Origin of the sequence: Microbacterium sp. NPDC091662, assembly GCF_044756705.1 — a bacterium.
In the GTDB taxonomy this organism is placed as follows: domain Bacteria; phylum Actinomycetota; class Actinomycetes; order Actinomycetales; family Microbacteriaceae; genus Microbacterium.
Map to the genome: position 1 here is coordinate 88,427 of NZ_JBIVTM010000001.1, position 21,457 is coordinate 109,883.

At 65.9% G+C, this 21,457-nt stretch carries 22 protein-coding genes; 18 read left to right on the plus strand and 4 right to left on the minus strand.

Annotated elements, in window-relative coordinates:
- The first annotated feature begins 171 nt into the window (after positions 1-171).
- The 13 genes from ACIQLD_RS00435 to ACIQLD_RS00495 all read left to right on the plus strand — a co-directional run bounded on the left by ACIQLD_RS00435 (position 172) and on the right by ACIQLD_RS00495 (position 14,213).
- Positions 172-759, plus strand: coding sequence for a DivIVA domain-containing protein (locus ACIQLD_RS00435; protein WP_402603781.1), 588 nt, complete (start codon positions 172-174; stop codon positions 757-759).
- Between the two features lie 9 nt (positions 760-768).
- Positions 769-1,449, plus strand: coding sequence for a signal peptidase II (gene lspA / locus ACIQLD_RS00440; protein ID WP_402603784.1), 681 nt, complete (start codon positions 769-771; stop codon positions 1,447-1,449).
- Between the two features lie 2 nt (positions 1,450-1,451).
- Positions 1,452-2,372: an RluA family pseudouridine synthase gene (locus ACIQLD_RS00445; protein WP_402603787.1), complete on the plus strand. Its 921-nt coding sequence runs from the start codon at positions 1,452-1,454 to the stop codon at positions 2,370-2,372.
- Between the two features lie 48 nt (positions 2,373-2,420).
- Positions 2,421-3,020 carry a GNAT family N-acetyltransferase gene (locus tag ACIQLD_RS00450; protein WP_402603790.1) on the plus strand — a complete coding sequence of 200 codons (600 nt, stop codon included), beginning with the start codon at positions 2,421-2,423 and terminating at the stop codon, positions 3,018-3,020.
- A gap of 31 nt (positions 3,021-3,051) precedes the next feature.
- Complete coding sequence (locus ACIQLD_RS00455) at positions 3,052-3,642, plus strand: RNA polymerase sigma factor (RefSeq protein WP_402603792.1); 591 nt, start codon at positions 3,052-3,054, stop codon at positions 3,640-3,642.
- Positions 3,629-4,753, plus strand: coding sequence for a hypothetical protein (locus tag ACIQLD_RS00460; RefSeq protein WP_402603795.1), 1,125 nt, complete (start codon positions 3,629-3,631; stop codon positions 4,751-4,753). The genes ACIQLD_RS00455 and ACIQLD_RS00460 overlap by 14 nt, the downstream gene beginning before the upstream one ends.
- Positions 4,754-4,794: 41 nt before the next feature.
- The gene (locus ACIQLD_RS00465; protein ID WP_402603798.1) at positions 4,795-5,400 is read left to right on the plus strand and encodes an RNA polymerase sigma factor; all 606 of its coding nucleotides are present in this window, start codon (positions 4,795-4,797) and stop codon (positions 5,398-5,400) included.
- A complete protein-coding gene (locus ACIQLD_RS00470; protein WP_402603800.1) occupies positions 5,375-6,475 on the plus strand; it encodes a hypothetical protein in 1,101 nt (366 codons plus the stop codon). Before ACIQLD_RS00465 ends, ACIQLD_RS00470 begins: the two co-directional genes overlap by 26 nt.
- Positions 6,476-6,537: 62 nt before the next feature.
- Positions 6,538-10,056: a DNA polymerase III subunit alpha gene (dnaE, locus tag ACIQLD_RS00475; protein ID WP_402603803.1), complete on the plus strand. Its 3,519-nt coding sequence runs from the start codon at positions 6,538-6,540 to the stop codon at positions 10,054-10,056.
- A gap of 71 nt (positions 10,057-10,127) precedes the next feature.
- Positions 10,128-11,378, plus strand: a complete 1,251-nt coding sequence (locus ACIQLD_RS00480) for a hypothetical protein (protein ID WP_402603805.1) — start codon at positions 10,128-10,130, stop codon at positions 11,376-11,378.
- Position 11,379: 1 nt separating this feature from the next.
- A complete protein-coding gene (hisD, locus tag ACIQLD_RS00485; protein ID WP_402603807.1) occupies positions 11,380-12,684 on the plus strand; it encodes a histidinol dehydrogenase in 1,305 nt (434 codons plus the stop codon).
- A gap of 10 nt (positions 12,685-12,694) precedes the next feature.
- Positions 12,695-13,165, plus strand: a complete 471-nt coding sequence (nrdR, locus tag ACIQLD_RS00490; protein ID WP_292769157.1) for a transcriptional regulator NrdR — start codon at positions 12,695-12,697, stop codon at positions 13,163-13,165.
- 10 nt (positions 13,166-13,175) lie between these two features.
- Positions 13,176-14,213 carry a quinone-dependent dihydroorotate dehydrogenase gene (locus ACIQLD_RS00495; RefSeq protein WP_402603811.1) on the plus strand — a complete coding sequence of 346 codons (1,038 nt, stop codon included), beginning with the start codon at positions 13,176-13,178 and terminating at the stop codon, positions 14,211-14,213.
- On the opposite strand, the gene ACIQLD_RS00500 is transcribed toward ACIQLD_RS00495, so the two are convergent.
- On the minus strand, positions 14,188-14,760 hold the full coding sequence (locus ACIQLD_RS00500) for a DUF3043 domain-containing protein (RefSeq protein ID WP_402603813.1): 573 nt from the start codon (positions 14,758-14,760) through the stop codon (positions 14,188-14,190). The genes ACIQLD_RS00495 and ACIQLD_RS00500 overlap by 26 nt on opposite strands.
- A 46-nt stretch (positions 14,761-14,806) precedes the next feature.
- Here ACIQLD_RS00500 and ACIQLD_RS00505 point away from each other — a divergent pair, with 46 nt between their 5' ends.
- The 5 genes from ACIQLD_RS00505 to ACIQLD_RS00525 all read left to right on the plus strand — a co-directional run bounded on the left by ACIQLD_RS00505 (position 14,807) and on the right by ACIQLD_RS00525 (position 19,861).
- Positions 14,807-16,210: a dipeptidase gene (locus ACIQLD_RS00505; RefSeq protein WP_402603815.1), complete on the plus strand. Its 1,404-nt coding sequence runs from the start codon at positions 14,807-14,809 to the stop codon at positions 16,208-16,210.
- Between the two features lie 70 nt (positions 16,211-16,280).
- Positions 16,281-16,643 carry an iron-sulfur cluster insertion protein ErpA gene (gene erpA, locus ACIQLD_RS00510; RefSeq protein ID WP_017830247.1) on the plus strand — a complete coding sequence of 121 codons (363 nt, stop codon included), beginning with the start codon at positions 16,281-16,283 and terminating at the stop codon, positions 16,641-16,643.
- Positions 16,644-16,783: 140 nt separating this feature from the next.
- On the plus strand, positions 16,784-17,686 hold the full coding sequence (gene coxB, locus ACIQLD_RS00515) for a cytochrome c oxidase subunit II (protein WP_402603817.1): 903 nt from the start codon (positions 16,784-16,786) through the stop codon (positions 17,684-17,686).
- Positions 17,687-17,689: 3 nt separating this feature from the next.
- Positions 17,690-19,423: a cytochrome c oxidase subunit I gene (ctaD, locus tag ACIQLD_RS00520; protein ID WP_171011008.1), complete on the plus strand. Its 1,734-nt coding sequence runs from the start codon at positions 17,690-17,692 to the stop codon at positions 19,421-19,423.
- A 3-nt stretch (positions 19,424-19,426) separates the two neighbouring features.
- A complete protein-coding gene (locus ACIQLD_RS00525; RefSeq protein WP_402603820.1) occupies positions 19,427-19,861 on the plus strand; it encodes a cytochrome c oxidase subunit 4 in 435 nt (144 codons plus the stop codon).
- Positions 19,862-19,928: 67 nt separating this feature from the next.
- Here the strand turns inward: ACIQLD_RS00525 and ACIQLD_RS00530 are convergent, their stop codons facing one another.
- The 3 genes from ACIQLD_RS00530 to ACIQLD_RS00540 form a co-directional block, all read right to left on the minus strand.
- Positions 19,929-20,348, minus strand: coding sequence for a rhodanese-like domain-containing protein (locus ACIQLD_RS00530; protein ID WP_402603823.1), 420 nt, complete (start codon positions 20,346-20,348; stop codon positions 19,929-19,931).
- Positions 20,349-20,499: 151 nt separating this feature from the next.
- Positions 20,500-21,015 carry a GNAT family N-acetyltransferase gene (locus tag ACIQLD_RS00535; RefSeq protein ID WP_402603826.1) on the minus strand — a complete coding sequence of 172 codons (516 nt, stop codon included), beginning with the start codon at positions 21,013-21,015 and terminating at the stop codon, positions 20,500-20,502.
- Between the two features lie 2 nt (positions 21,016-21,017).
- Entirely contained in the window at positions 21,018-21,422 is a 405-nt protein-coding gene (locus ACIQLD_RS00540) for a RidA family protein (protein WP_402603828.1), read from the minus strand.
- Positions 21,423-21,457: the final 35 nt, after the last annotated feature.

Genomic DNA, 21,457 nt, shown 5'->3' on the forward strand with positions numbered 1-21,457 from the left:
GTGTCCCCTGACCCGGCCCAGCGACTTCACCCACTCTGGGTGTCGTGACATCGCGGCGCCAATGCGCGGGGGCTATGCTGGCACCCAGGTGCGCGCCCCGGGTTCGCGCCACATCACGACCACGCCATACATCGATACTGGCAATCGAACTCATCGAAAGAGGAGCCACCCATGGCACTTACCCCGGATGACGTCGTCACCAAGCAGTTCCAGCACGTCCGCTTCAAGGACGGCTTCGACCCGGACGAGGTGGACGACTTCCTCGACGAGATCGTCATCGAGTGGCGCAAGGCTCTCGAGGAGAACGTCGAGCTGAAGGCCAAGCTGGCCGCGTACGAGTCCGGTGCTGCTCCTGAAGCCGCCGCGCCCGCCGCTGTCGAGGCCCCGGCCCCCGTGGCTGTGGCCCCTGCGGAGCCCGCTCCGACCGGTTCCGCGACCGCGACCGCCGGCATCATCGAACTCGCACAGCGTCTGCACGACGAGCACGTCGCCGAGGGTGAGGCGAAGCGCAACGCGCTCATCGCCGAGGCCGAGACTGAGGTCGCCCGTATCCGTACCGAGGCCGAGGCCAAGCAGCGTGAGGAGTCCGCACGACTCGAGCGCGAGCGCAACACGCTCGAGGCCCGCATCACCGAACTCCGCAACTTCGAGCGCGACTACCGTTCGCAGCTGCGTGGCTACATCGAGGGCCAGCTCCGCGAGCTCGACGAGAAGTCGACCTCCACGGATTCCACGCCCGTCTCCGCGATCGGTCTGTAAGGCGCCCTCTTGTCAGGACGCCGTCCCCTTCGTCGGTCGGCGGCCGGTGCGGTCGTTGCGATTCTCGCAGCGCTCGTACTGGCCGCCGATCAGTTTGTGAAGTACCTCACGATCGAGAACCTTCCGTACCAGGAACCGGTTCCCGTCCTGGGGGAGTTCCTTCAGCTGTACTACGTCCGCAACCCTGGAGCGGCTTTCTCCCTCGGGTCCGAGGTCACGTGGATCTTCACGATCGCTCTCGCGGTCGTGGCCTGCGTGATCGTCTGGAAGGCGTTCGGGCTCAAGTCCCGCCTGTGGGCGGTCGTGCTCGGCTGTCTCCTCGGCGGAGTTCTCGGCAACCTCAGCGATCGTCTGTTCCGCGATCCCGGCTTCCCGGTGGGGCACGTCGTCGACATGATCTCGATGCCGTGGATGATGCCGGCGATCTTCAACGTCGCCGACATCTTCATCGTGACCGGGATGATCTCGGTCGCGTTGCTCGTGGTCTTCGGTCTGCGCTTCGACGGCACGCGCGAACGCGATCATGAGATCGTCGAGACCGAGGAAGAAGCCGAAGCCGCAGCTTCCGCGGCTGTCGCGGCGACCGACACCGACGACGACATGGTCGAGGCCGGCGATTCCACCGCGCCGCGATCGGCCGACGACGACACTCCCTCGGAGGATGCGGCTCCCGCATCGGAAGGACGTTGACCGTGGAGTCGCGGTCCTTGCCTGTCCCCGACGGCCTGGACGGCACCCGCGTGGACGCGGCCCTGGCGAAGCTGATGGGGTTCTCCCGCACCTTCGCTGCTGACGTCGCCGCAGCAGGGGGAGTACGACTCGACGGCGTGACACTCGACAAGTCCGACCGCCTGCGCGCAGGCGGCTGGCTCGACGTCGAATGGCAGCCGAAAGAGGCACCGAAGATCGTTCCCATCGCCGTGCCGGAGCTCGGCATCGTGTACGACGACGATGACATCATCGTGGTCGACAAGCCGACGGGGGTCGCAGCCCATCCGTCGGTCGGCTGGGAGGGGCCGACCGTGGTCGGTGCTCTCGCCGCTGCGGGCTTCCGTGTCGCGACCAGCGGTGCGCCGGAACGTCAGGGTGTCGTGCACCGACTCGACGTCGGCACCAGCGGCCTGATGGTCGTGGCGAAGTCCGAGCACGCCTACACGGTCCTGAAACAGGCGTTCAAGGACCGTACGGTCGAGAAGATCTATCACGCCGTCGTCCAGGGCCACCCCGACCCACTCGCCGGGACCATCGATGCGCCGATCGGGCGTCATCCCAACCATTCCTGGAAGTTCGCGGTCGTGCCCGACGGGAAACCGTCGGTCACGCACTACGAGACGCTCGAGGCGTTTCCTGGCGCATCGCTGCTCGAGATCCACCTCGAGACGGGCCGCACGCATCAGATCCGCGTGCACATGGCTGCGCACCGCCACCCCTGTGTCGGCGACCCGCTCTACGGAGCAGACCCGACGATGTCCGCGCGGCTGGGGCTCACCCGCCAGTGGCTGCACGCGCATCAGCTCGCCTTCGCGCATCCGACGACGGGGGACTGGGTGCAGTTCGAGTCCCCGTATCCCGAGGACTACCGGCACGCACTGGACGTGCTGCGCGGCGAGTAGTCCGCGCTTCTCCGGCCGGATGTCGGCGCTGTGCGCCACACTGAACCCATGACCATCGAGGTTCGCCCCGCCACCGAGTTCGACGACCTCGCGACGCTCGTCGGGCCGAAGAAGCCGACGTCGAACGTCTGCTTCTGTCTGAGTTACCGCATCGGCAGCAAAGAGAACCTGGCTCTCAAGGGGCACGCTCGAGCCGACCGCGTGCGTGAGCTGTGCCACGAGGATCCGCCGCCCGGCGTGATCGCCTATCGCGACGGGGAACCGGTGGGATGGGCGGCGCTGCATCCGCGTCGCGACACCAGTTTCGCGCGGAATCGTCTGATCCCGCACGTCGACGATCTCGACGTGTGGTCGTTATGGTGCTTCCGCGTGCGCCCCGGCTACCGGAAGCAGGGCATCTCGCATGCGCTGATCGACGGTGCCGTCGCGTACGCCGAGAAGCGAGGAGCACCGGCGATCGAGGGCTATCCGGTCGACAACGGCGGCGAGAAGGTCAATCTCACCATGGCGTACGTCGGCACGCGGTCGTTGTTCGAGAGCGCGGGGTTCGTGAAGGCGGCAGACACCGGTTCTGTCCTGGATGGATTCCCTCGAGTGCTGATGCGGCTCGATCTGGGTGCATCGCAGAAATCGTCGAAGAAAGCGTGAACCGCACGACGGCGCACGGCCAATACATAGCGTGACCACAGACAGCGAGATCATCCAGCGATCTCTCCAGCAGCCGGCGGCGTTTGCCGAGCTCTTCGACAGACATGCGCGCGCAGTCAACGCTTTCGCGGCGTATCGGGTCGGTCGGCATGCGGCCGAGGACGTCCTGAGCGAGACATTCCTCGTCGCTTTCCGCCGACGTGCCGATTTCGACACGGACATCGAATCGGCGGCGCCCTGGCTTCTCGGCATCGCTTCGCGCCTGATCCGTCGCCATCGCGCGCTGGAGGCGAAGCAGTGGAAGTCGTTCGCGGCCTCCACCTCCCGGCAAGAGCACTCGACGCTCGGAGGCCTCGACGATGCGATGTCTCGCGTCGATGCCGCGCGCGAGGTCGAGATGCTGAGAGCGCGTATCGCAGCGCTCGCGCCGAAAGATCGCGAGACCCTGCTGCTGTATGCCTGGCAGGGGATGAGCTACGACGAGATCGCGGCGGCCCTCGGCGTTCCCGTCGGCACCGTGAGATCGCGTCTGAACCGGGTCCGCAGACGACTGGACTCCACCCGAAGGATTCAGGCATTCGAGCAGCAGGAGAAGAAGGGAGAGACCCTTGGACGTGTTTGAGAAGGTTCAGCAGACCAGGCCCGAGATCGAGGGCGAGGAGGAGAACCTCGCCGCGGCGCGGGCACTCCTCCTGATGGAGATCCGAGAGGAACAGCGACCCGCGCGGCCGCGCTCGGCTCGGCAACCCTGGTTCATTGCCGCAGGGGCTCTCGGCGCTGCGGCCGCAGTGACTGCAGGCGTGCTCGTCGTTAACAGCGTCACTGCGCCGGCTCCGACCGTGGAGGCGGTGCCCACAGTTGAACCGCGCCCTACGGCCGTGGCGAGTCCGGTCCCGACTCCGACACCGGCTACGGCGACGGACGTCCTTCAGGGCGCTGCGAACGCGGCAGCTGAGTTTGCTCCGCCTGTGCTGGGACCCGGACAGTACCTGCGGCACGGCTGGACGCAGGAGCACCTGGTGACTTTCGACCGGGCGCTTGCCGAACAAGGATTTTCACCGGGGGATTTCGGAACTCGGGCAACGGCGACGAGTGGCTGGGTGCTCGAACGAAGCGGGGCCGATTACAGCCCGGCGGATCTCCGCTCTCAGTGGTACCGGGAGACAAGTCCATACCAGGTGACGAGGATCATTGGCGACGAGGAGCTGGCGCGAACATACTCGGATCGGTTCCTGCAGAGTTCCGGCCAAGGTCAGCCGTTGTCCCCCGACGTACCGTGGCTCCCTGAAAGCGCCGCCGAGAACATGCTCTGGTACTTCGACACTATGCCGCGCGACCCGCAGGCGATGGTCGCGTGGATCCGTGACTATCTGGGACCGGACCGCGATGGCTGGCAGGAAGGGAAGATCGGTTGGATGCTCATCGGGCTGCTTTCCTTCAATGTCGGGGACCCCGAGATGCGCGCCACCATGTACCGTTCACTCAGCCTTCTGCCCGGGTCGACGGTCGGACCGGAGCAGGGAGGGCAGCGGACGATCACGTTCGACTCCCGTCTTGCAACGTCCGAGGGCGGTGGGACCTCGCTGAAGAGGTACACGGTGACGATCGAGATCGCGACAGGACTCGTTACCGAGACCACGGAGACCAGTGATGTCGGGGTGGGGATCATGCCGAGTGACGTCCCCGACTCCCGGACGACCTTCGAGATGAGCGTGGTCGACACTCTGCCGTGACCACTTTCGAACCGTCCTCGCATTCTGGGGCAATACATAGTGTGAGCACAGACAGCGAGATCATTCAGCGGTCGCTCGGGCAACCCCGAGCCTTCGCCGAACTGTTCGATCGGCATGCCAGGACGGTGGGCGGCTACGCCGCCCGCCGTCTCGGCCCCGATGCGGGCGAGGACATCCTCAGTGAGACGTTCCTGGTCGCGTTCGCACGACGCAAGTCGTTCGACACGGCCTGGGACTCGGCGCTTCCGTGGTTGTACGGGATCGCGTCGCGTCTGATCAGGAAGCATCGTGCGCGCGAGGCGAAGCACCTGCGCTCGAGTGCTGCATCTGCGGCCAGAGAAGAACACATCTCACATGGTGACCTCGATGTGACGGTCGCCCGACTCGACGCCGAGATCTCCACTCGCGAATTGGCACCGATGATTGCATCGCTCTCGGCAAAAGATCGCGAGACCCTGCTGCTGTACGCCTGGGGAGATCTCACCTACGAGGAGATCGCCGTCGCTCTCGGCGTCCCCGTGGGGACTGTCCGATCGCGGATGAACCGGATTCGTACACGGTTGAATCCGGCCCGTGGGAACAGGCGAGAACACGTCGTGAATGAGAAGAAGGGAGAGGTCGATGGACGTTTTCGAGCGAGTGCGTGAGGTCAACCGGGGGGCAGGCCTGACGGAGGAGCGGATCACCGCGGCGAGGGCGCGGCTTCTCATCGGGATCGACGAGGGGCGAAGCGCGGAGCGAAAGCGGATCACGCGTCGGCCGATGTTCGTGATCGCCGGAGCCGTGGCCGGGGTGGCTGCAGCGACTGCCGGTGTCGTGGTGGTCAACCAGTTGACGGCACCGAACCCGCGCGTCGAGGCGGTCCGACCTGAGACCGTCCGGCCGACGCCGCAGACATCGCCGACACCGCAGGCCGCTCCCACGTCGGGGGCGTCGGTCACGGAACCGTTCCCGGGCACGACACCGGAGGCAGGACAGTACCTGAAGATCGTGACGACTGATGATCGGCTGCTTTATCTTGATCCGGCGACATCGATCTATCAATGGTGGTTCCGGCCCGAAGAGCATCAGCCCACGACGGCCGCTGTTCTGCGTGAGAGACATGAGCTCTATGTCCCGGGCGACCGGACCGGAGAGTGGATCTCCCAGTTCGGCCCCTCCAACGAGAAAACGTGGCTCTACCCAGAGAGCCAAGATTCGCTCCGGCTCTGGAACAATGTCGCGCCCTACCGAGCTGAGATCTACGAGTCCAGCTACGTCGGGGGATTCGGGGACGGCGAGATGCCGATTCCTGGCTCCGCTCAGTGGTACGCGCAGTACCCGGATGACCCCGGTCAGCTCATCCAGTTCTTTCGTGACAAGTTCGCATCGGGGGCTGCGGAGCCGGAGCGGGCTGAAGAGTTGATGCTCAACGCCCTCAGCGAGGAGTTGATGGCCAACTACGCTCCCGCGCAGACTCGCAAGACACTCCTGCAGGCACTCGAGCTGACGGGTCGCGCCGAGAAGATCTCCGTGAGCGCCGGCGTGATCATCTACCGCATCCACTACTCCGTCATGAGCATTCCGACTACCACGACGATTTCGATCGATGCGGAGACTGGCTGGGTGACCGAGTTCACGAGTCGAGTTGACCGGGGTGGCAATGAGGACGGTATCGTCCCGGCAAACATCCCGGACATCCGGAAGACATTCACGGTCTCGATCGTGGACTCATTGCCCTAGCCGGGCGGGGCGGGGCCCCGACACCGACCTCGGTGTCGGGGCCCCGCCGTAGAATCGAAGGCATGGCATCCGACTCTTTCGTCCACCTGCACGTGCACAGCGAGTACTCGATGCTCGACGGTGCGGCGAAGATCAACGCGATGACCCAGGCGGCCGCCGAATACAAGATGCCGGCCATCGCGGTGACCGATCACGGCAACACGTTCGCCGCGTTCGAGTTCTACAACGCGGCGCGCAACGCGGGTATCAAGCCGATCATCGGGCTCGAGGCATACATGACCCCGGGCACGCACCGCAGCGACAAGACGCGCGTGCAGTGGGGCTCACCCGACCAGAAGAGCGACGACGTCTCCGGCTCGGGCGCCTACACCCACATGACGATGTGGAGCCAGAGCACCGAGGGCATGCACAACCTCTTCCGGATCAGTTCCCGGTCGAGCATGGAGGGCTACTACTTCAAGCCCCGCATGGACCGCGAGCTGCTCCAGACTTACGGCAAGGGGATCATCGCGACGACGGGGTGCCCGTCAGGTGAGGTGCAGACCAGGCTCCGGCTCGGCCAGTACGACGCGGCGCGGGCGGCAGCAGCGGAGTTCCAGGACATCTTCGGCAAGGAGAACTACTTCGCCGAGATCATGGACCACGGGCTGTCCATCGAGAGACGCGTGATGACCGACCTCCTCCGGCTCTCGAAGGACCTGAACATCCCGCTGGTCGCCACCAACGACTCTCACTACACGCACCAGCATGAGGCCGACGCCCACGAAGCGCTCCTGTGCGTGCAGTCGGGTTCGACGATGGATGACCCGAACCGGTTCAAGTTCGACGGCGACGGGTACTACATCAAGTCCGCGGCCGAGATGCGGCAGCTGTTCCGCGATCACCCCGAAGCCTGCGACAACACCCTGTTGATCGCCGAGCGCTGCGAGGTCGAGTTCAACACCTCGGCCAACTACATGCCGCGCTTCCCGGTGCCCGACGGCGAGACCGAAGACAGCTGGCTCATCAAAGAGGTCGAGGCCGGCCTGCACTACCGCTATCCCGGGGGCATCCCCGACAAGGTGCGCAAGCAGGCCGAGTACGAGACCGGCATCATCCTGCAGATGGGTTTCCCGGGGTACTTCCTCGTGGTCGCCGACTTCATCAACTGGGCGAAGGACAACGGCATCCGCGTGGGTCCCGGCCGTGGTTCGGGTGCCGGGTCGATGGTCGCCTACGCGATGAAGATCACCGACCTCGACCCGCTCGAGCACGGCCTGATCTTCGAGCGCTTCCTCAACCCGGATCGTGTCTCCATGCCCGACTTCGACGTCGACTTCGATGACCGGCGCCGTGGCGAGGTCATCGACTACGTCACGGAGAAGTACGGCTCCGAGCGCGTCGCGCAGATCGTCACCTACGGCACCATCAAGTCCAAGCAGGCGCTGAAGGATGCCGGGCGTGTGCTCGGCTTCCCGTTCAGCATGGGGGAGCGGCTCACCAAGGCGATGCCGCCGCCCGTCATGGGCAAGGACATGCCCCTCGACGGCATGTTCGACTCGTCACACCCCCGATACAAAGAGGCCAGTGAGTTCCGCACGCTGATCGAGACCGATCCCGAGGCGAAGACGGTGTTCGACCGCGCGCAGGGTCTCGAGGGACTGAAGCGTCAGTGGGGCGTGCATGCCGCCGGCGTGATCATGTCGTCCGATCCGCTGCTCGACATCATCCCGATCATGCGCCGCGAGCAGGACGGGCAGATCGTCACACAGTTCGACTACCCGTCGTGTGAGTCCCTCGGCCTGATCAAAATGGACTTCCTGGGGCTCCGCAACCTCACGATCATCTCGGATGCGCTCGACAACATCCGCACGAACCGTGGCGAAGAGCTCGACCTCGAACACCTCGGCCTCGACGACCCCGGCGTGTACCAGTTGCTCGCCCGTGGTGACACCCTGGGCGTCTTCCAGCTCGACAGCCCGCCCCTGCGTTCACTCATGCGCCTGATGAAGCCCGACAACTTCGGTGACATCTCGGCCCTCATCGCCCTGTACCGCCCGGGGCCCATGGGTGCCAATTCGCACACGAACTACGCGCTGCGCAAGAACGGGGTGCAGGAGATCACTCCGATCCACCCCGAGCTGGAAGCACCCCTCGCCGAGATCTTGGAGGAGTCCTACGGGCTCATCATCTACCAGGAGCAGGTCATGGCCATCGCTCAGGCGGTCGCCGGGTTCAGTCTCGGACAGGCAGACATCCTGCGTCGAGCGATGGGTAAGAAGAAGAAATCCGAGCTCGACAAGCAGTACGAGGGATTCGCGGGCGGCATGACCGAGCGCGGGTTCGGCGAGGCGGCGATCAAGGCGCTGTGGGACATCCTGCTGCCCTTCTCGGACTACGCCTTCAACAAAGCGCACTCCGCCGCATACGGCCTCGTCTCGTACTGGACCGCGTACCTCAAGGCGCACTATCCCGCCGAATACATGGCGGCACTGCTCACCAGCGTCGGTGACTCCAAGGACAAGATGGCTCTCTACCTGAACGAGTGCCGCCGAATGGGCATCAAGGTCCTTCCGCCCGATGTCTCCGACTCGATCAACTTCTTCGCGGCCGTCGGCGACGACATCCGCTTCGGTCTCGGCGCCGTGCGCAACGTCGGCAGCAACGTCGTCGAGGGGATCGTGCAGGCCCGCAAGGACGAGCGCTTTACCTCGTTCCATCATTTCCTCGAAAAGGTTCCGCTGCACGTCTCGAACAAGCGCACGGTCGAGTCGCTGATCAAGGCCGGTGCCTTCGACTCGATGGGCGATTCCCGGCGCGCACTCATGGAGGTGCACGAAGACGCGGTCGAGGCCGCCGTCGACCGCAAGCGCAACGAGGCACAGGGCGCCATCGGCTTCGACTTCGACAGTCTCTACGACGGTATGGACGAGGTGGCTCCCGCCAAGGTCCCCGCGCGTCCTGAGTGGGGGAAGAAGGACAAGCTCGCCTTCGAACGGGAGATGCTCGGTCTCTACGTGTCAGACCACCCGCTCGCCGGGCTCGAGGTGCCTCTCGCGAAGCATGCATCGATCTCGATCCACGACCTCAACAACTCCGAAGACCTGCAGGACGGCGACCAGGTGACGGTGGCCGGGCTCGTCACCAGCGTGCAGCATCGTGTCGCCAAGGCGAGTGGAAACCCGTACGGCATGATCACCGTCGAGGACTTCAACGGCGAGGTCACCGTGATGTTCATGGGGAAGACCTACACCGAGTTCCAGCACACATTGCAGCAGGATGCGATTCTCGCCGTCCGAGGGCGCGTGTCCCGGCGCGATGACGGGCTCAACCTGCATGCGCAGTCGGCCTTCGCGCCCGACGTGGGCTCATTCGACGCCGCCGGTCCGCTGGCGCTGGTCCTCGCCGAACAGCGCGCGACCGAGCGCGTGATGATGGAGCTCGCCGAGGTGCTCCGCCGACACAACGGTGACACCGAGGTGGTGCTTCGCGTGCACCGCGGAGGCACCGCGAAGGTGTTCGAGGTGCCGATGCCGGTCAAGGTCTCCGCAGACCTGTTCGGTGACCTCAAGTCTCTGCTCGGACCCACCTGTCTGGGGTGAGCGGGTAGGATCGTGAGCCGTCGGCAGCACGACGAATCCACCCGTCGAGCCCTGTGACGAAAGGACCACGCATGAGCACGGATCTCCCCGAATCGGAAACCGAGGACCTGGTTTTCGGCGACGATGACGGCGTCCTCTACGACGAAGAGGTCACGCCCGAGTTCGGCATCCTCGGCTTCACGTTGCGCGAGCTGCTGATCGTGGGCGTCTGGCTGCTGTCCTTCGTGTTCTCCTTCTTCCCGCTGATCGGCGATCTCTCGCTGTGGGGCGTCGGCATCCAGTGGGTCCTCCCGGTCGCGCTCCCGACCGTCGCCGTCTTCCTGCTGGTGCTGCGCCGATTCTCGCCCGACGGCATCCGCCGGGTCGGTTCGCTCGGCATCGATCAGTTCGCCTCGGTCGCCTTCTCCGTGTCGGCGGTGGTCTGGGCAGGCAGTCTCTGGCTCGCGATCTCCGCACTGGCGGCCGGTGGAACCTGGAGCCTCCCGTGGAACGGGGTGGCCATGGTCATCACGTCTCTGGCGCTCGTCGTCCTCACGGTGTTCGCGCCGATCATCCCGGGGCTGAAGGAAGACTTCCACGGTCGCCTGGTGACTCTCGCGCACCGCAACGCGAACCCGGTGCGTCCCGTGATCGCGAGGCCGCGCCCTGAGCCCGTGCCGGCCGCGGACTCCGCTGAAGAGTCGGCGGAGGGAGCGGCCGCTGGACCCGACCCGTCCGCATCCTTGGACGAGTCAGATGCGCCGGACGACAGCCGGACAGATGCCAACGTCGAGGGTGCGGTTGCGCCTCCGATCGTCGTTCAACTCGATGTCGAGCCCTCCGGCCGGCAGGCCACCGACGAGATCGCCCGATTCGACCTGGCCGAGCAGGTACCGCTCACGGCCCACGCCTCGGGCGGCGGCATCGGTACCGAGCAGGAGACCTCCGACGAGGAGTACGTGCCCGCCTATTCGCGTCGTTCTCGTGGTCAGGAACCCGAGATCGTCTCGGACACCGGGAGCATCGAGTCGCTCCTGGAGACAGCGGCGACGTACGAGACCGATGTCATCGGGGATGAGCCGGTGCCGCTGGCTCGGGAAAGCGTCTCGGATGCCGACGTCGAGGAGACGAATCCTCGCGAGACGGTTCCCGCCGCTCAGCCATTCTGGATCCTCGCTCCCTCCGAGCGCGACGTGCACGACGAACGCGGTGAACCGCTCTTCCGCATCGGCCCGAGCGCCTGGGCTCTCGTGATCGAAGACCGTGGGGGTGCGTTCGTCGTCCGACATGATGACGGACGGATCGGCTACCTCCACGACATCTCCGACATCACGAAGGGCTGAAATGCGCACCATCGATCTGCGAGGGCGCGAGCTCTCGCCCGCCGGCATGCTCGCCGCCGTACCCCGGGCCACCCAGGCACGCGCGGAAGCACTCGACACCGCTGTGCGTATCGTCGAAGACGTGCGCGATCGCGGCGAAGTCGCTCTCCGCGAGCAGGCCGAACGATTCGACGCGGTCACCGGCCACGCCGTGCGTGTGCCCGCCGCGCACATCACGACGGCGCTCGCTGAACTCGCCCCCGAGGTCAGGAGCGCGCTCGAGGAGGCGATCCGCCGGGTACGACTGGCCTCCGCCGCGCAGGTTCCTGCGACCCAGGTGACCCGGATCGGAGAAGGGGCCGTCATCACGCAGCGTTGGCAGCCGGTGCACCGCGTGGGGGTCTACATCCCCGGCGGCAAGGCCGTGTACCCGTCGAGCGTGATCATGAACGTCGTCCCTGCGCAGATCGCCGGGGTCGAGCAGATCGCGCTGGCATCGCCGCCGCAAGCTGACCAGGACGGTCGGATCCACCCGACCATCCTCGCAGCGGCCGCGCTGCTGGGGGTGACCGAGGTGTATGCGATGGGTGGTGCCGGGGCGATCGGCGCCCTGGCGCACGGTGTGCCGTCACTGGGTCTCGATCCCGTGGATGTCGTTTCCGGCCCCGGCAACAACTACGTCGCGTCAGCGAAGCGTGCGGTCGCCGGGGTCGTCGGCACCGATTCGGAGGCCGGGGCGACCGAGATCCTCGTCGTCGCGGACTCCCACGCCGATCCGCGTCTCATCGCCGCTGATCTCGTGAGCCAGGCCGAGCACGATGAGCAGGCGTCCGCGGTGCTGGTCACCGATGCGGCCGAGCTCGCCGAACAGGTCGCCGTCGAGGTCGAGCGCATCGCCGCGAACACCCGACACAGCGCACGTGTCGCTGCCGCTCTCTCGGGGCCGCAGTCCGCCATCGTCCTCGTGGACGATAGGGCGATGGCCACGGCCTTCAGCAACGCCTACGCGCCGGAGCACCTCGAACTGCACCTCGTGGACGCCGAGGAGGCCGCCGCGGACTTCACCAGCGCCGGCGCCGTGTTCGTCGGGGACCAGACACCGGTCAGCCTCGGCGACTACATGGCAGGCAGCAATCACGTGCTGCCGACCGGGGGACAGGCGCGCTATGCCCCGGGGCTCGGGGCGTACACGTTCCTCCGTCCGCAGCAGGTGATCTCCTACGACAGGGCAGCGCTGGCTGCAGTGCGTGCCGGAGTCGTCGCCCTCGCCGACACCGAAGTGCTCCCCGCACACGGTGAAGCGATCGAGGCCCGTTTCACCGCGTAGGATCGGTCAGATGCACTGCCCCTTCTGTCGACACCCCGACTCCCGCGTCATCGATTCACGCACCAGCGACGACGGGCTCTCGATCAGGCGTCGTCGACAGTGCCCGGAGTGCGGCGGCCGCTTCACCACGACCGAGACCGCGAGCCTCAACGTGATCAAGCGCTCCGGCGTGATGGAGCCCTTCAGCCGCGAGAAGGTCATCACGGGCGTGCGGAAAGCCTGTCAGGGGCGGCCGGTCACAGAGGGCGACCTCGCCGTGCTCGCTCAACGCGTGGAAGAGGCGGTGCGGCAGACCGGTGTCTCGCAGCTCGACACCAACGAGATCGGTCTCGCGATCCTCGGCCCGCTGCGTGAACTCGATGAGGTCGCGTTCCTGCGTTTCGCCAGCGTCTATCAGGCGTTCGACTCCCTCGAGGACTTCGAGGCCGCAATCACCGATCTGCGCGCCGACCACACGAAGCGGGAGTCCGAGGACCGGTAATCTGGCAGGGATGTATCCGCTGCTCTTCCGCGCTGTCCTCTCGCGCTTCGATCCCGAGTTCGCCCACCACGCCGGCATGGCGGTGATCCGTGTACTCGGCGCGCCCCCGTTCTCGTGGGCGACTCGTGCGATCACACGTCCTGACCCGTCGTTGCGCGTGGAGGCGCTCGGTCTCACATTCCCGTCGCCGTTCGGCGTGGCCGCCGGTTTCGACAAGAACGCGGTGGGCGTGCGAGGGCTCGCGGCTCTCGGCTTCGGGCACGTCGAAGTCGGCACTGTCACGGCGATACCCCAGGATGGCAACCCGAAGCCTCGGCTTTTCCGTCTCATCGCCGACCGTGCCGTGATCAATCGCATGGGCTTCAACAACGCGGGAGCGGACGCGGCGGCACGTCGCCTCGCGCGCCTGCGTCGCGGTGCTCCCGACACGATCATCGGCGTCAACATCGGCAAGAGCCGGGTGGTCGAGGTCGAGGATGCGACGGCCGACTACGTGGCCTCGGCGACACGTCTCGCTCCGCTCGCCGACTACCTGGCTGTGAACGTGTCGTCGCCGAACACCCCAGGCCTGCGTGGGCTGCAGGCCGTCGAGACGCTCGCGCCGCTGCTGCGTGCCGTGCGCGAGGCCTCGGGTGCCACGCCGCTGCTCGTCAAGATCGCCCCGGACCTCTCCGACGAAGAGATCACGTCGATCGCGCAGATGGCGGTCGACGAGGGGCTTGCCGGAATCATCGCCCACAACACCACGATCAGTCGGGACGGACTGCTGACGGATGACGCCACGGTCGAGGCGGCGGGAGCGGGGGGCCTGTCCGGCGCGCCGTTGAAGAAGCGTTCGCTCGAAGTGCTGCGCGTCGTGCGTGAAGCCGTTCCTTCTGACTTCTGCGTGATCGCGGTCGGGGGAGTGGAGACGCCATCCGATGTACAGGAACGTCTCGACGCGGGTGCGACCCTCGTGCAGGGCTACACCGCTTTCCTGTACCGCGGTCCGTTCTGGGGCCGCGAGATCAACAGGGGACTGCTCAGTCGGGGTACTGGCCGCGCTTGACCTGCGGCTTCGGCAGACGCATGAAGCGCATCTGCAGCGCGCGCATCGCGGCGTACCAGCCGAGGCCGCGCTCGAGGCGCTCCTTGCCGAACTTCGCCGCCGCCTTGCGCTTGACCCGCATGCCGAGCAGGACCATGCCGCCGATCGCGATCACGAGATACCCCATCATCACGATGTAGGCGTAGAACGAGATGACGGTGTTCGCCGGGACGAGCGAGGCGAGGATGACCAGCACCATGACGCCCATCACGAACTCGGCCGGGTGCCAACCGGCATCCACGTAGTCGCGTACCCAGCGGCGCTGCGGGCCCTTGTCGCGAACGGGGAGGTACTTCTCCTCGCCGGCGGCCATGCCCGCCTGTGCGCGGGCGCGACGCTCGTTGAGGTCTGCCTTCGCGGCCGCCTTCGCCTCCTTGGTGTTGGCGACCAGGGGGCGGCGTCGAGCTGCCTCCTGCTCCGCACGGGTCGGCGTCGCGCGCCCCTTGCCGACGGCAGTCGTCTCGGGGGCGTCGTCGTTCGTGGAAGGGGAGGTAGGGGTAGTGGACACGGAGTTCCTCGGTTCGCCGGCGGGGGATCACCTTAAGATTACTCGCATGACCTCTCCTGTTCCTCCCCGTGAGTCCGATGCCGCCGTCCTCGAGGCGGTGGCGACCGGAATCCCTTCAGCGCTGTCGGATCTCGGCCACCTCGTGCGCATTCCGGGGATGGCCTGGCCCGCGTTCGATCAGAGCCAGTTGGAGCGAAGCGCGGAAGCCGTGGCGGCTCTGGCCTCCGGGATCGGAGTCTTCGACGAGGTGCGGGTGCTCCGCGCCGCGATTCCGGGCACCGACGAGCAGGGGCAGCCGGCCGTCCTCGCCACCCGCGCCGCGCGCAACGGCAAGCCCACGATCCTTCTCTATGCGCACCACGATGTGCAGCCTCCCGGGGATGACGCCCTGTGGGAGACTCCGCCGTTCGAGCCGACGGTGCGCGATGGGCGTCTCTACGGACGTGGAGCAGCCGACGACAAGGCCGGGATCATGTCGCACATCGCCTCGATCCGTGCGGTGAGCGAGGTGCTCGGTGACGACCTCGACCTCGGCATCGCGATGTTCATCGAGGGGGAAGAGGAGTACGGGTCCCGTTCGTTCGCCCAGTTCCTCTCCGACAACAAGGATGCGTTGCGCGCCGACGCGATCGTGGTGGCCGACTCCGGCAACTGGGATTCCGTGACCCCCGGACTCACCGTCTCCCTCCGCGGCAATGCACGCTTCACGATGCGTGTGCGCACCCTGGATCACGCCTCGCACTCGGGGATGTTCGGCGGTGCGGTGCCCGATGCCATGATGGCGACCGTCACGCTGCTGTCCACGTTGTGGAACGCCGACGGCTCGGTGGCCGTCGACGGCATGACGGAGCGCGATGCGCCCACTCCGGACTACACCGAGGCGACGCTCCGCGACGAGGCCGGGCTCCTGCCGGGCACCACCCCGATCGGCGATGGCACGATCCTCAGCCGCATCTGGAACAAGCCGTCGGTCACGGTGATCGGGATCGACGCCACGAGCGTGGCCGCGGCATCCAACACGCTGCTCCCCGAGGTCACTGTCGTCATCAGCGCTCGCGTCGCTCCGGGGCAGACCGGTCAGTACGCGTACGACGCCCTCGAGAGCCACCTCCGTGCGCACGCCCCGTTCGGGGCCGAGCTCGCGTTCTCGGATGTCGACCTCGGCGACGGCTTCCTCGTTGACACGAGCGGCTGGGCCGTCGCCCTGACCCGTGACGCCATGCGTGACGGCTACGGAGTGCCTCCGGTCGATCTGGGTGTCGGCGGATCGATCCCCTTCATCGCCGATCTGGTGCGGGAGTTCCCGGCCGCGCAGATCCTGGTGACCGGTGTCGAAGACCCGCATTCGCGCGCACACAGCCCGAACGAATCGCTGCACCTCGACACCTTCCGTCATGCGGTTGCGACCGAGGCGCTGCTGCTCGCGCGGATGAATGCGGCGGAACTCTGAGCCGCACAGGATCTGCGGCGGTAGAATCGTCCGAGAAGCCGTGCACCTGCGGCCCGTCACAAGGAGCGACATGAGCGACACCACACTCTCCCCAGAGACCACCCGCGCACACGGCGTCACCCTGACCGACGCTGCCGCCACGAAGGTGAAGAACCTCCTCGAGCAGGAAGGCCGCGACGATCTGCGACTGCGCGTCGCCGTGCAGCCCGGCGGATGCTCCGGCCTCATCTACCAGCTCTACTTCGACGAGCGCTACCTGGAGGGCGACGAGACCGTCGACTTCGACGGCGTCGAGGTGATCATCGACAACATGAGCGTCCCGTACCTCGACGGCGCGGCGATCGACTTCAAGGACACGATCTCCGAGCAGGGGTTCACGATCGACAACCCCAACGCGGCGGGCAGCTGCGCCTGCGGTGACAGCTTCCACTGATCTTCGCTCCACCTGCTCGGCCGCCGTCACCACTGGTGACGGCGGCCGTTCTGGTTCTACAACCTGCGTGGATGGCATGAATCAGGTGTGAGGTTGCCCTAGACTTGGGTGTGCTCTGTTCGCGATCTGAAAGGTGCATCGTGCCCTCGAAACGCAGCCTTCGTTGGGCCGCCCTCCCTGTGGGAGTTGCGGCAGCCTTGGCCCTGGCGGGATGCTCTCCCACCGAGCTGAACGGCTTTCTTCCGGGCTTCGTGGAGGGCGGTCCTGCCGCCACCAACCAGACCGAGCGTGTCTCGTCGCTCTGGGTCAACTCCTGGATCGTGCTTCTCGCGGTCGGAATCATCACCTGGGGCCTGATGGCCTGGGCAGCGATCGCTTACCGCCGTCGCAAGGGCCAGACCGGCCTGCCGGTGCAGATGCGCTACAACATGCCGATCGAGATCTTCTACACGATCGTGCCGCTCATCCTCGTGCTGGGAATGTTCTTCTTCACCGCTCGCGATCAGTCCGAGATCGAAGCCAAGTGGGACGACCCCGACGTCGAGATCACCGCCATCGCGAAGCAGTGGGCGTGGGACTTCCAGTACGACGGTGACGAGAAGGACAACTCCGACGCCGTGTGGACCATGGGCATCCAGGCTCAGCCCGACAAGGACGGCAACATCGACCAGGCGCAGCTGCCGACGCTGGTGCTGCCGGTCGACAAGAAGGTGACGATCAACCTTCAGTCGCGTGACGTCATCCACTCCTTCTGGATCATCGACTTCCTGTACAAGAAGGACATGTTCATCGGGAAGGACAACTCCTGGTCCTTCATCCCGACTCGTGAGGGCGAGTACGCCGGCAAGTGCGCCGAGCTCTGTGGCGAGTACCACTCGATGATGCTCTTCAACGTGAAGGTCGTCTCGCAGAGCGAGTACGACTCGTACCTCGCGTCGCTCGAGGAGCAGGGCAACACCGGCGACATCACCGGTGCCTACGACCGTCTCTCGAACTTCCCGGGGACAACCCCGAAGACCGACACCGAGGAAGGAGGGGAGTAAGCCATGTCGACCACAGAAGCTCCCCGTACCGACGAGTCTCCCCGCTCGCGTCCCAGCACTCTGCCCGCACGTCAGGCCGCTCTCATGAGCTCCTCGCGCGTCGAGCAGAAGGGCAACATCGTCGTCAAGTGGATCACCTCCACCGACCACAAGACCATCGGGTACATGTACCTGATCGCGTCCGTGATGTTCTTCCTCCTCGGCGGTGTGATGGCGCTCGTCATCCGTGCCGAGCTGTTCGCGCCGGGCATGCAGATCATCCCGACCAAGGAGCAGTACAACCAGCTCTTCACGATGCACGGCACGATCATGCTGCTGATGTTCGCGACGCCGCTGTTCGCTGGCTTCGCCAACGCCATCCTCCCGCTGCAGATCGGTGCTCCTGACGTCGCCTTCCCGCGTCTGAACGCTTTCGCCTTCTGGCTCTTCCTCTTCGGATCGACGATCGCTGTCGCCGGCTTCCTCACCCCGCAGGGTGCGGCATCGTTCGGCTGGTTCGCCTACCAGCCGTTGGCAGGGGCATCGTTCTCGCCGGGTGCCGGTGGAAACCTCTGGATGGTCGGTCTCGGCATCTCCGGTTTCGGAACGATCCTCGGTGCCGTCAACTTCATCACGACGATCATCACGATGCGCGCCCCCGGTATGACGATGTGGCGCATGCCGATCTTCTCCTGGAACACGCTCATCACGAGCCTCCTGATCCTGATGGCGTTCCCTGTGCTCGCGGCCGCCATCTTCGCTGCCGCAGCCGACCGCATCCTCGGTGCTCACATCTACGACCCGGCCAACGGCGGTGTCCTGCTCTGGCAGCACCTGTTCTGGTTCTTCGGTCACCCCGAGGTGTACATCATCGCGCTGCCGTTCTTCGGCATCGTCTCCGAGATCTTCCCGGTCTTCAGCCGCAAGCCGATCTTCGGATACAAGACCCTCGTCTACGCGACGATCGCCATCGCCGCTCTCTCGGTCGCGGTGTGGGCTCACCACATGTACGTGACGGGCTCGGTCCTGCTGCCGTTCTTCGCGCTGATGACCATGCTGATCGCCGTGCCGACGGGTGTGAAGATCTTCAACTGGATCGGTACCCTCTGGCGAGGTTCGGTCACCTTCGAGACCCCGATGGTCTTCGCCCTCGGCTTCCTCGTGTCGTTCGTCTTCGGTGGTCTGACCGGCGTCATCCTCGCGGCTCCGCCGCTGGACTTCGCTCTCTCCGACTCGTACTTCGTCGTCGCCCACTTCCACTACGTGGTGTTCGGAACCGTGGTGTTCGCCATGTTCGCCGGCTTCTACTTCTGGTGGCCCAAGTGGACGGGACGCATGCTGAACGAGCGTCTCGGCTACGTGCACTTCTGGTTGCTGTTCATCGGTTTCCACATGACCTTCCTCATCCAGCACTGGCTGGGCGTCGACGGCATGGTGCGTCGTTACGCCGACTACTCGGAGGCAGATGGCTGGACCTGGCAGAACCAGGTCTCGACGATCGGTGCGATCATCCTCGGCGCTTCGATGCTGCCGTTCTTCCTGAACGTCTGGATCACGGCGCGCAAGGCGCCGAAGGTCACGGTCAACGACCCGTGGGGCTATGGCGGATCGCTCGAGTGGGCGACATCGTGCCCGCCGCCGCGTCACAACTTCACGTCGATCCCGCGCATCCGCAGCGAGCGTCCTGCATTCGACCTGAATCACCCGGAGGCCGCGGAGTTCGCCACGACGGCTCCCGGCGAGCGAGAGGCCCACTAAGTCATGCGCGACAACGTCATTCTCTGGTGGGTCCTGACCGCGTTCTTCGCCCTCGTGGGCGTCGTCTACACGGGCTGGCACATCCTGGCCACCCCGGCTGAGAACTTCGCGATGCGGATCGAGTGGGTCGGCACGGTCGCCCTGTTCTTCGCGGCCTTCATGGCAGCGATGATCGCGTTCTACCTCGATCGCACCCACAAGGCTCAGCGCGGTGAGCTGCCCGAAGACATCCTGACCTCCGACATCGATGACGGTGACCCGGAGCTCGGCGAGTTCAGCCCGTGGTCCTGGTGGCCGATCGTGCTCGCGGCCTCGGCCGGAATCTTCGTCGTGGGTCTCGCGGTCGGGCACTTCCTTCTGCCGATCGGTCTCGCGATCTTCGTCGTCGCGATCGTCGGCTGGGTGTACGAGTACTATCGCGGCAACTTCGCCCGCTGATACAGTTCCGCAGAAGAAGGCCCCCGGATTCCTCCGGGGGCCTTCTTCGTGCGCGGGAAAGTCGTGATCAGGCGTGAGTACGGACGCGTGCGATGCCGGTCAACGGATCCACGGGGCGGTGATGGACGCCATCGGCGTCCTCTACCGCGTACCCTTCGCGGACCCAGTATTCGAAGCCGCCGATCATCTCGCGCACGGTGTATCCGAGACGGGCGAACTCGAGCGCGCCCTTCGCGCCGGCGTTGCAGCCGGGACTCCAGCAGTAGACCACGACGGCAGTACCCTCAGCGATCTCGGTCGGGGCACGCGAGGCGATCTCGTTGTAGTGCATGTGAACGGCACCGGCCACTCGGCCCTGGGCCCATGCCTCGTCGGAGCGGACATCGATGACGACGATGTCCGCTCCGGCTCGGAGCGCGGCGTGGACATCGCTGGGATCCGTCTCATAGGTCAACTTGGCTGCGTAGAAGTCGGCGCGATCGATCATGACTTCAGCCTAGGGAGCGCAGACGCGAGCCACCCAGCGGATTCCTGTCGCACCGCGACGGATTGCGGTCAACGCCGAAGCGGGGGATGCCGCCAACGAGGACTGTATGTGGCCGAACGTGGTGTGGCCGTCGACCGAAGCAGCGTAGCGATCAGAGCAATGCCGTCATCTGCACGCGCGGTCCGTGCTCGAAGAGCCCCAGCGCTGACTCGACGTCGACCAGCTTTTGGAGCAGCGGCGTGCGCGGCTCACTCACGACGAAGCCGCAGGACGCGTAGAAGGGCGCGTTCCAGGGCACGTCGAGGTATGTGCGGAGGGTGACTTCGGTATGACCCCGGTGGCGTGACTCCACGAGTGCGGCCGCGACGAGCTCACGACCGATGCCGCGGCGTCCGAATGACGGAAGGACCGAGAGCTGTTCGAGATGGGCGTGCCCGTCGAACTCCAAGACATGCACGAAGCCGACGACGAGCGGTCTCGTCGTCGCGCAGTCGATGTGCTCGGCCACGAGGACGAAGCCCGGCGTCGATGCGCGTTCGTGAGCGGGCGTCGGGGGAGGCCAATCGGCTGCGCCGAAACGTTCGATCAGGAGAGCATCGGCGGCGACCTCGATCTGCTCGGTCACCGCGTCGTCGTCGGGAGAGGTCGGTCGCACGGAGACGTTCATGATCAGTCGGCGACAGCCGCGATCGCTTCGATCTCGACGAGCTGGTCGTCGTAGCCGAGCACAGTGACTCCCAGGAGCGTGCTGGGCACGTCGTGCGAGCCGAAAGCGGCATGGATGACGTCCCAGGCCGTGACGAGGTCGGCCTGGGCGGAGGAGGCCACGAGCACCCGGGTGCTGATGACGTCGGTGATGGTGGCGCCGGCGACGTCGAGCGCTCCCTTGAGCGTCTCGACGCACTTGGCGGCCTGAGCGGCATAGTCGCCGGGTGCTGCGGTCGTGCCGTCGTCATTCAGCGGGCACGCGCCGGCGAGGAAGATCAGGCGTGAGCCGGCCGGTGCGGTCGCGGCGTAGGCATAGGGAGCGTCGGCGAGGGCGGCGGCGCGGATCAGCTGGACGGCGGATGACATGGTTCGATCCTCTCATTCGGGGATTAACGATGAAG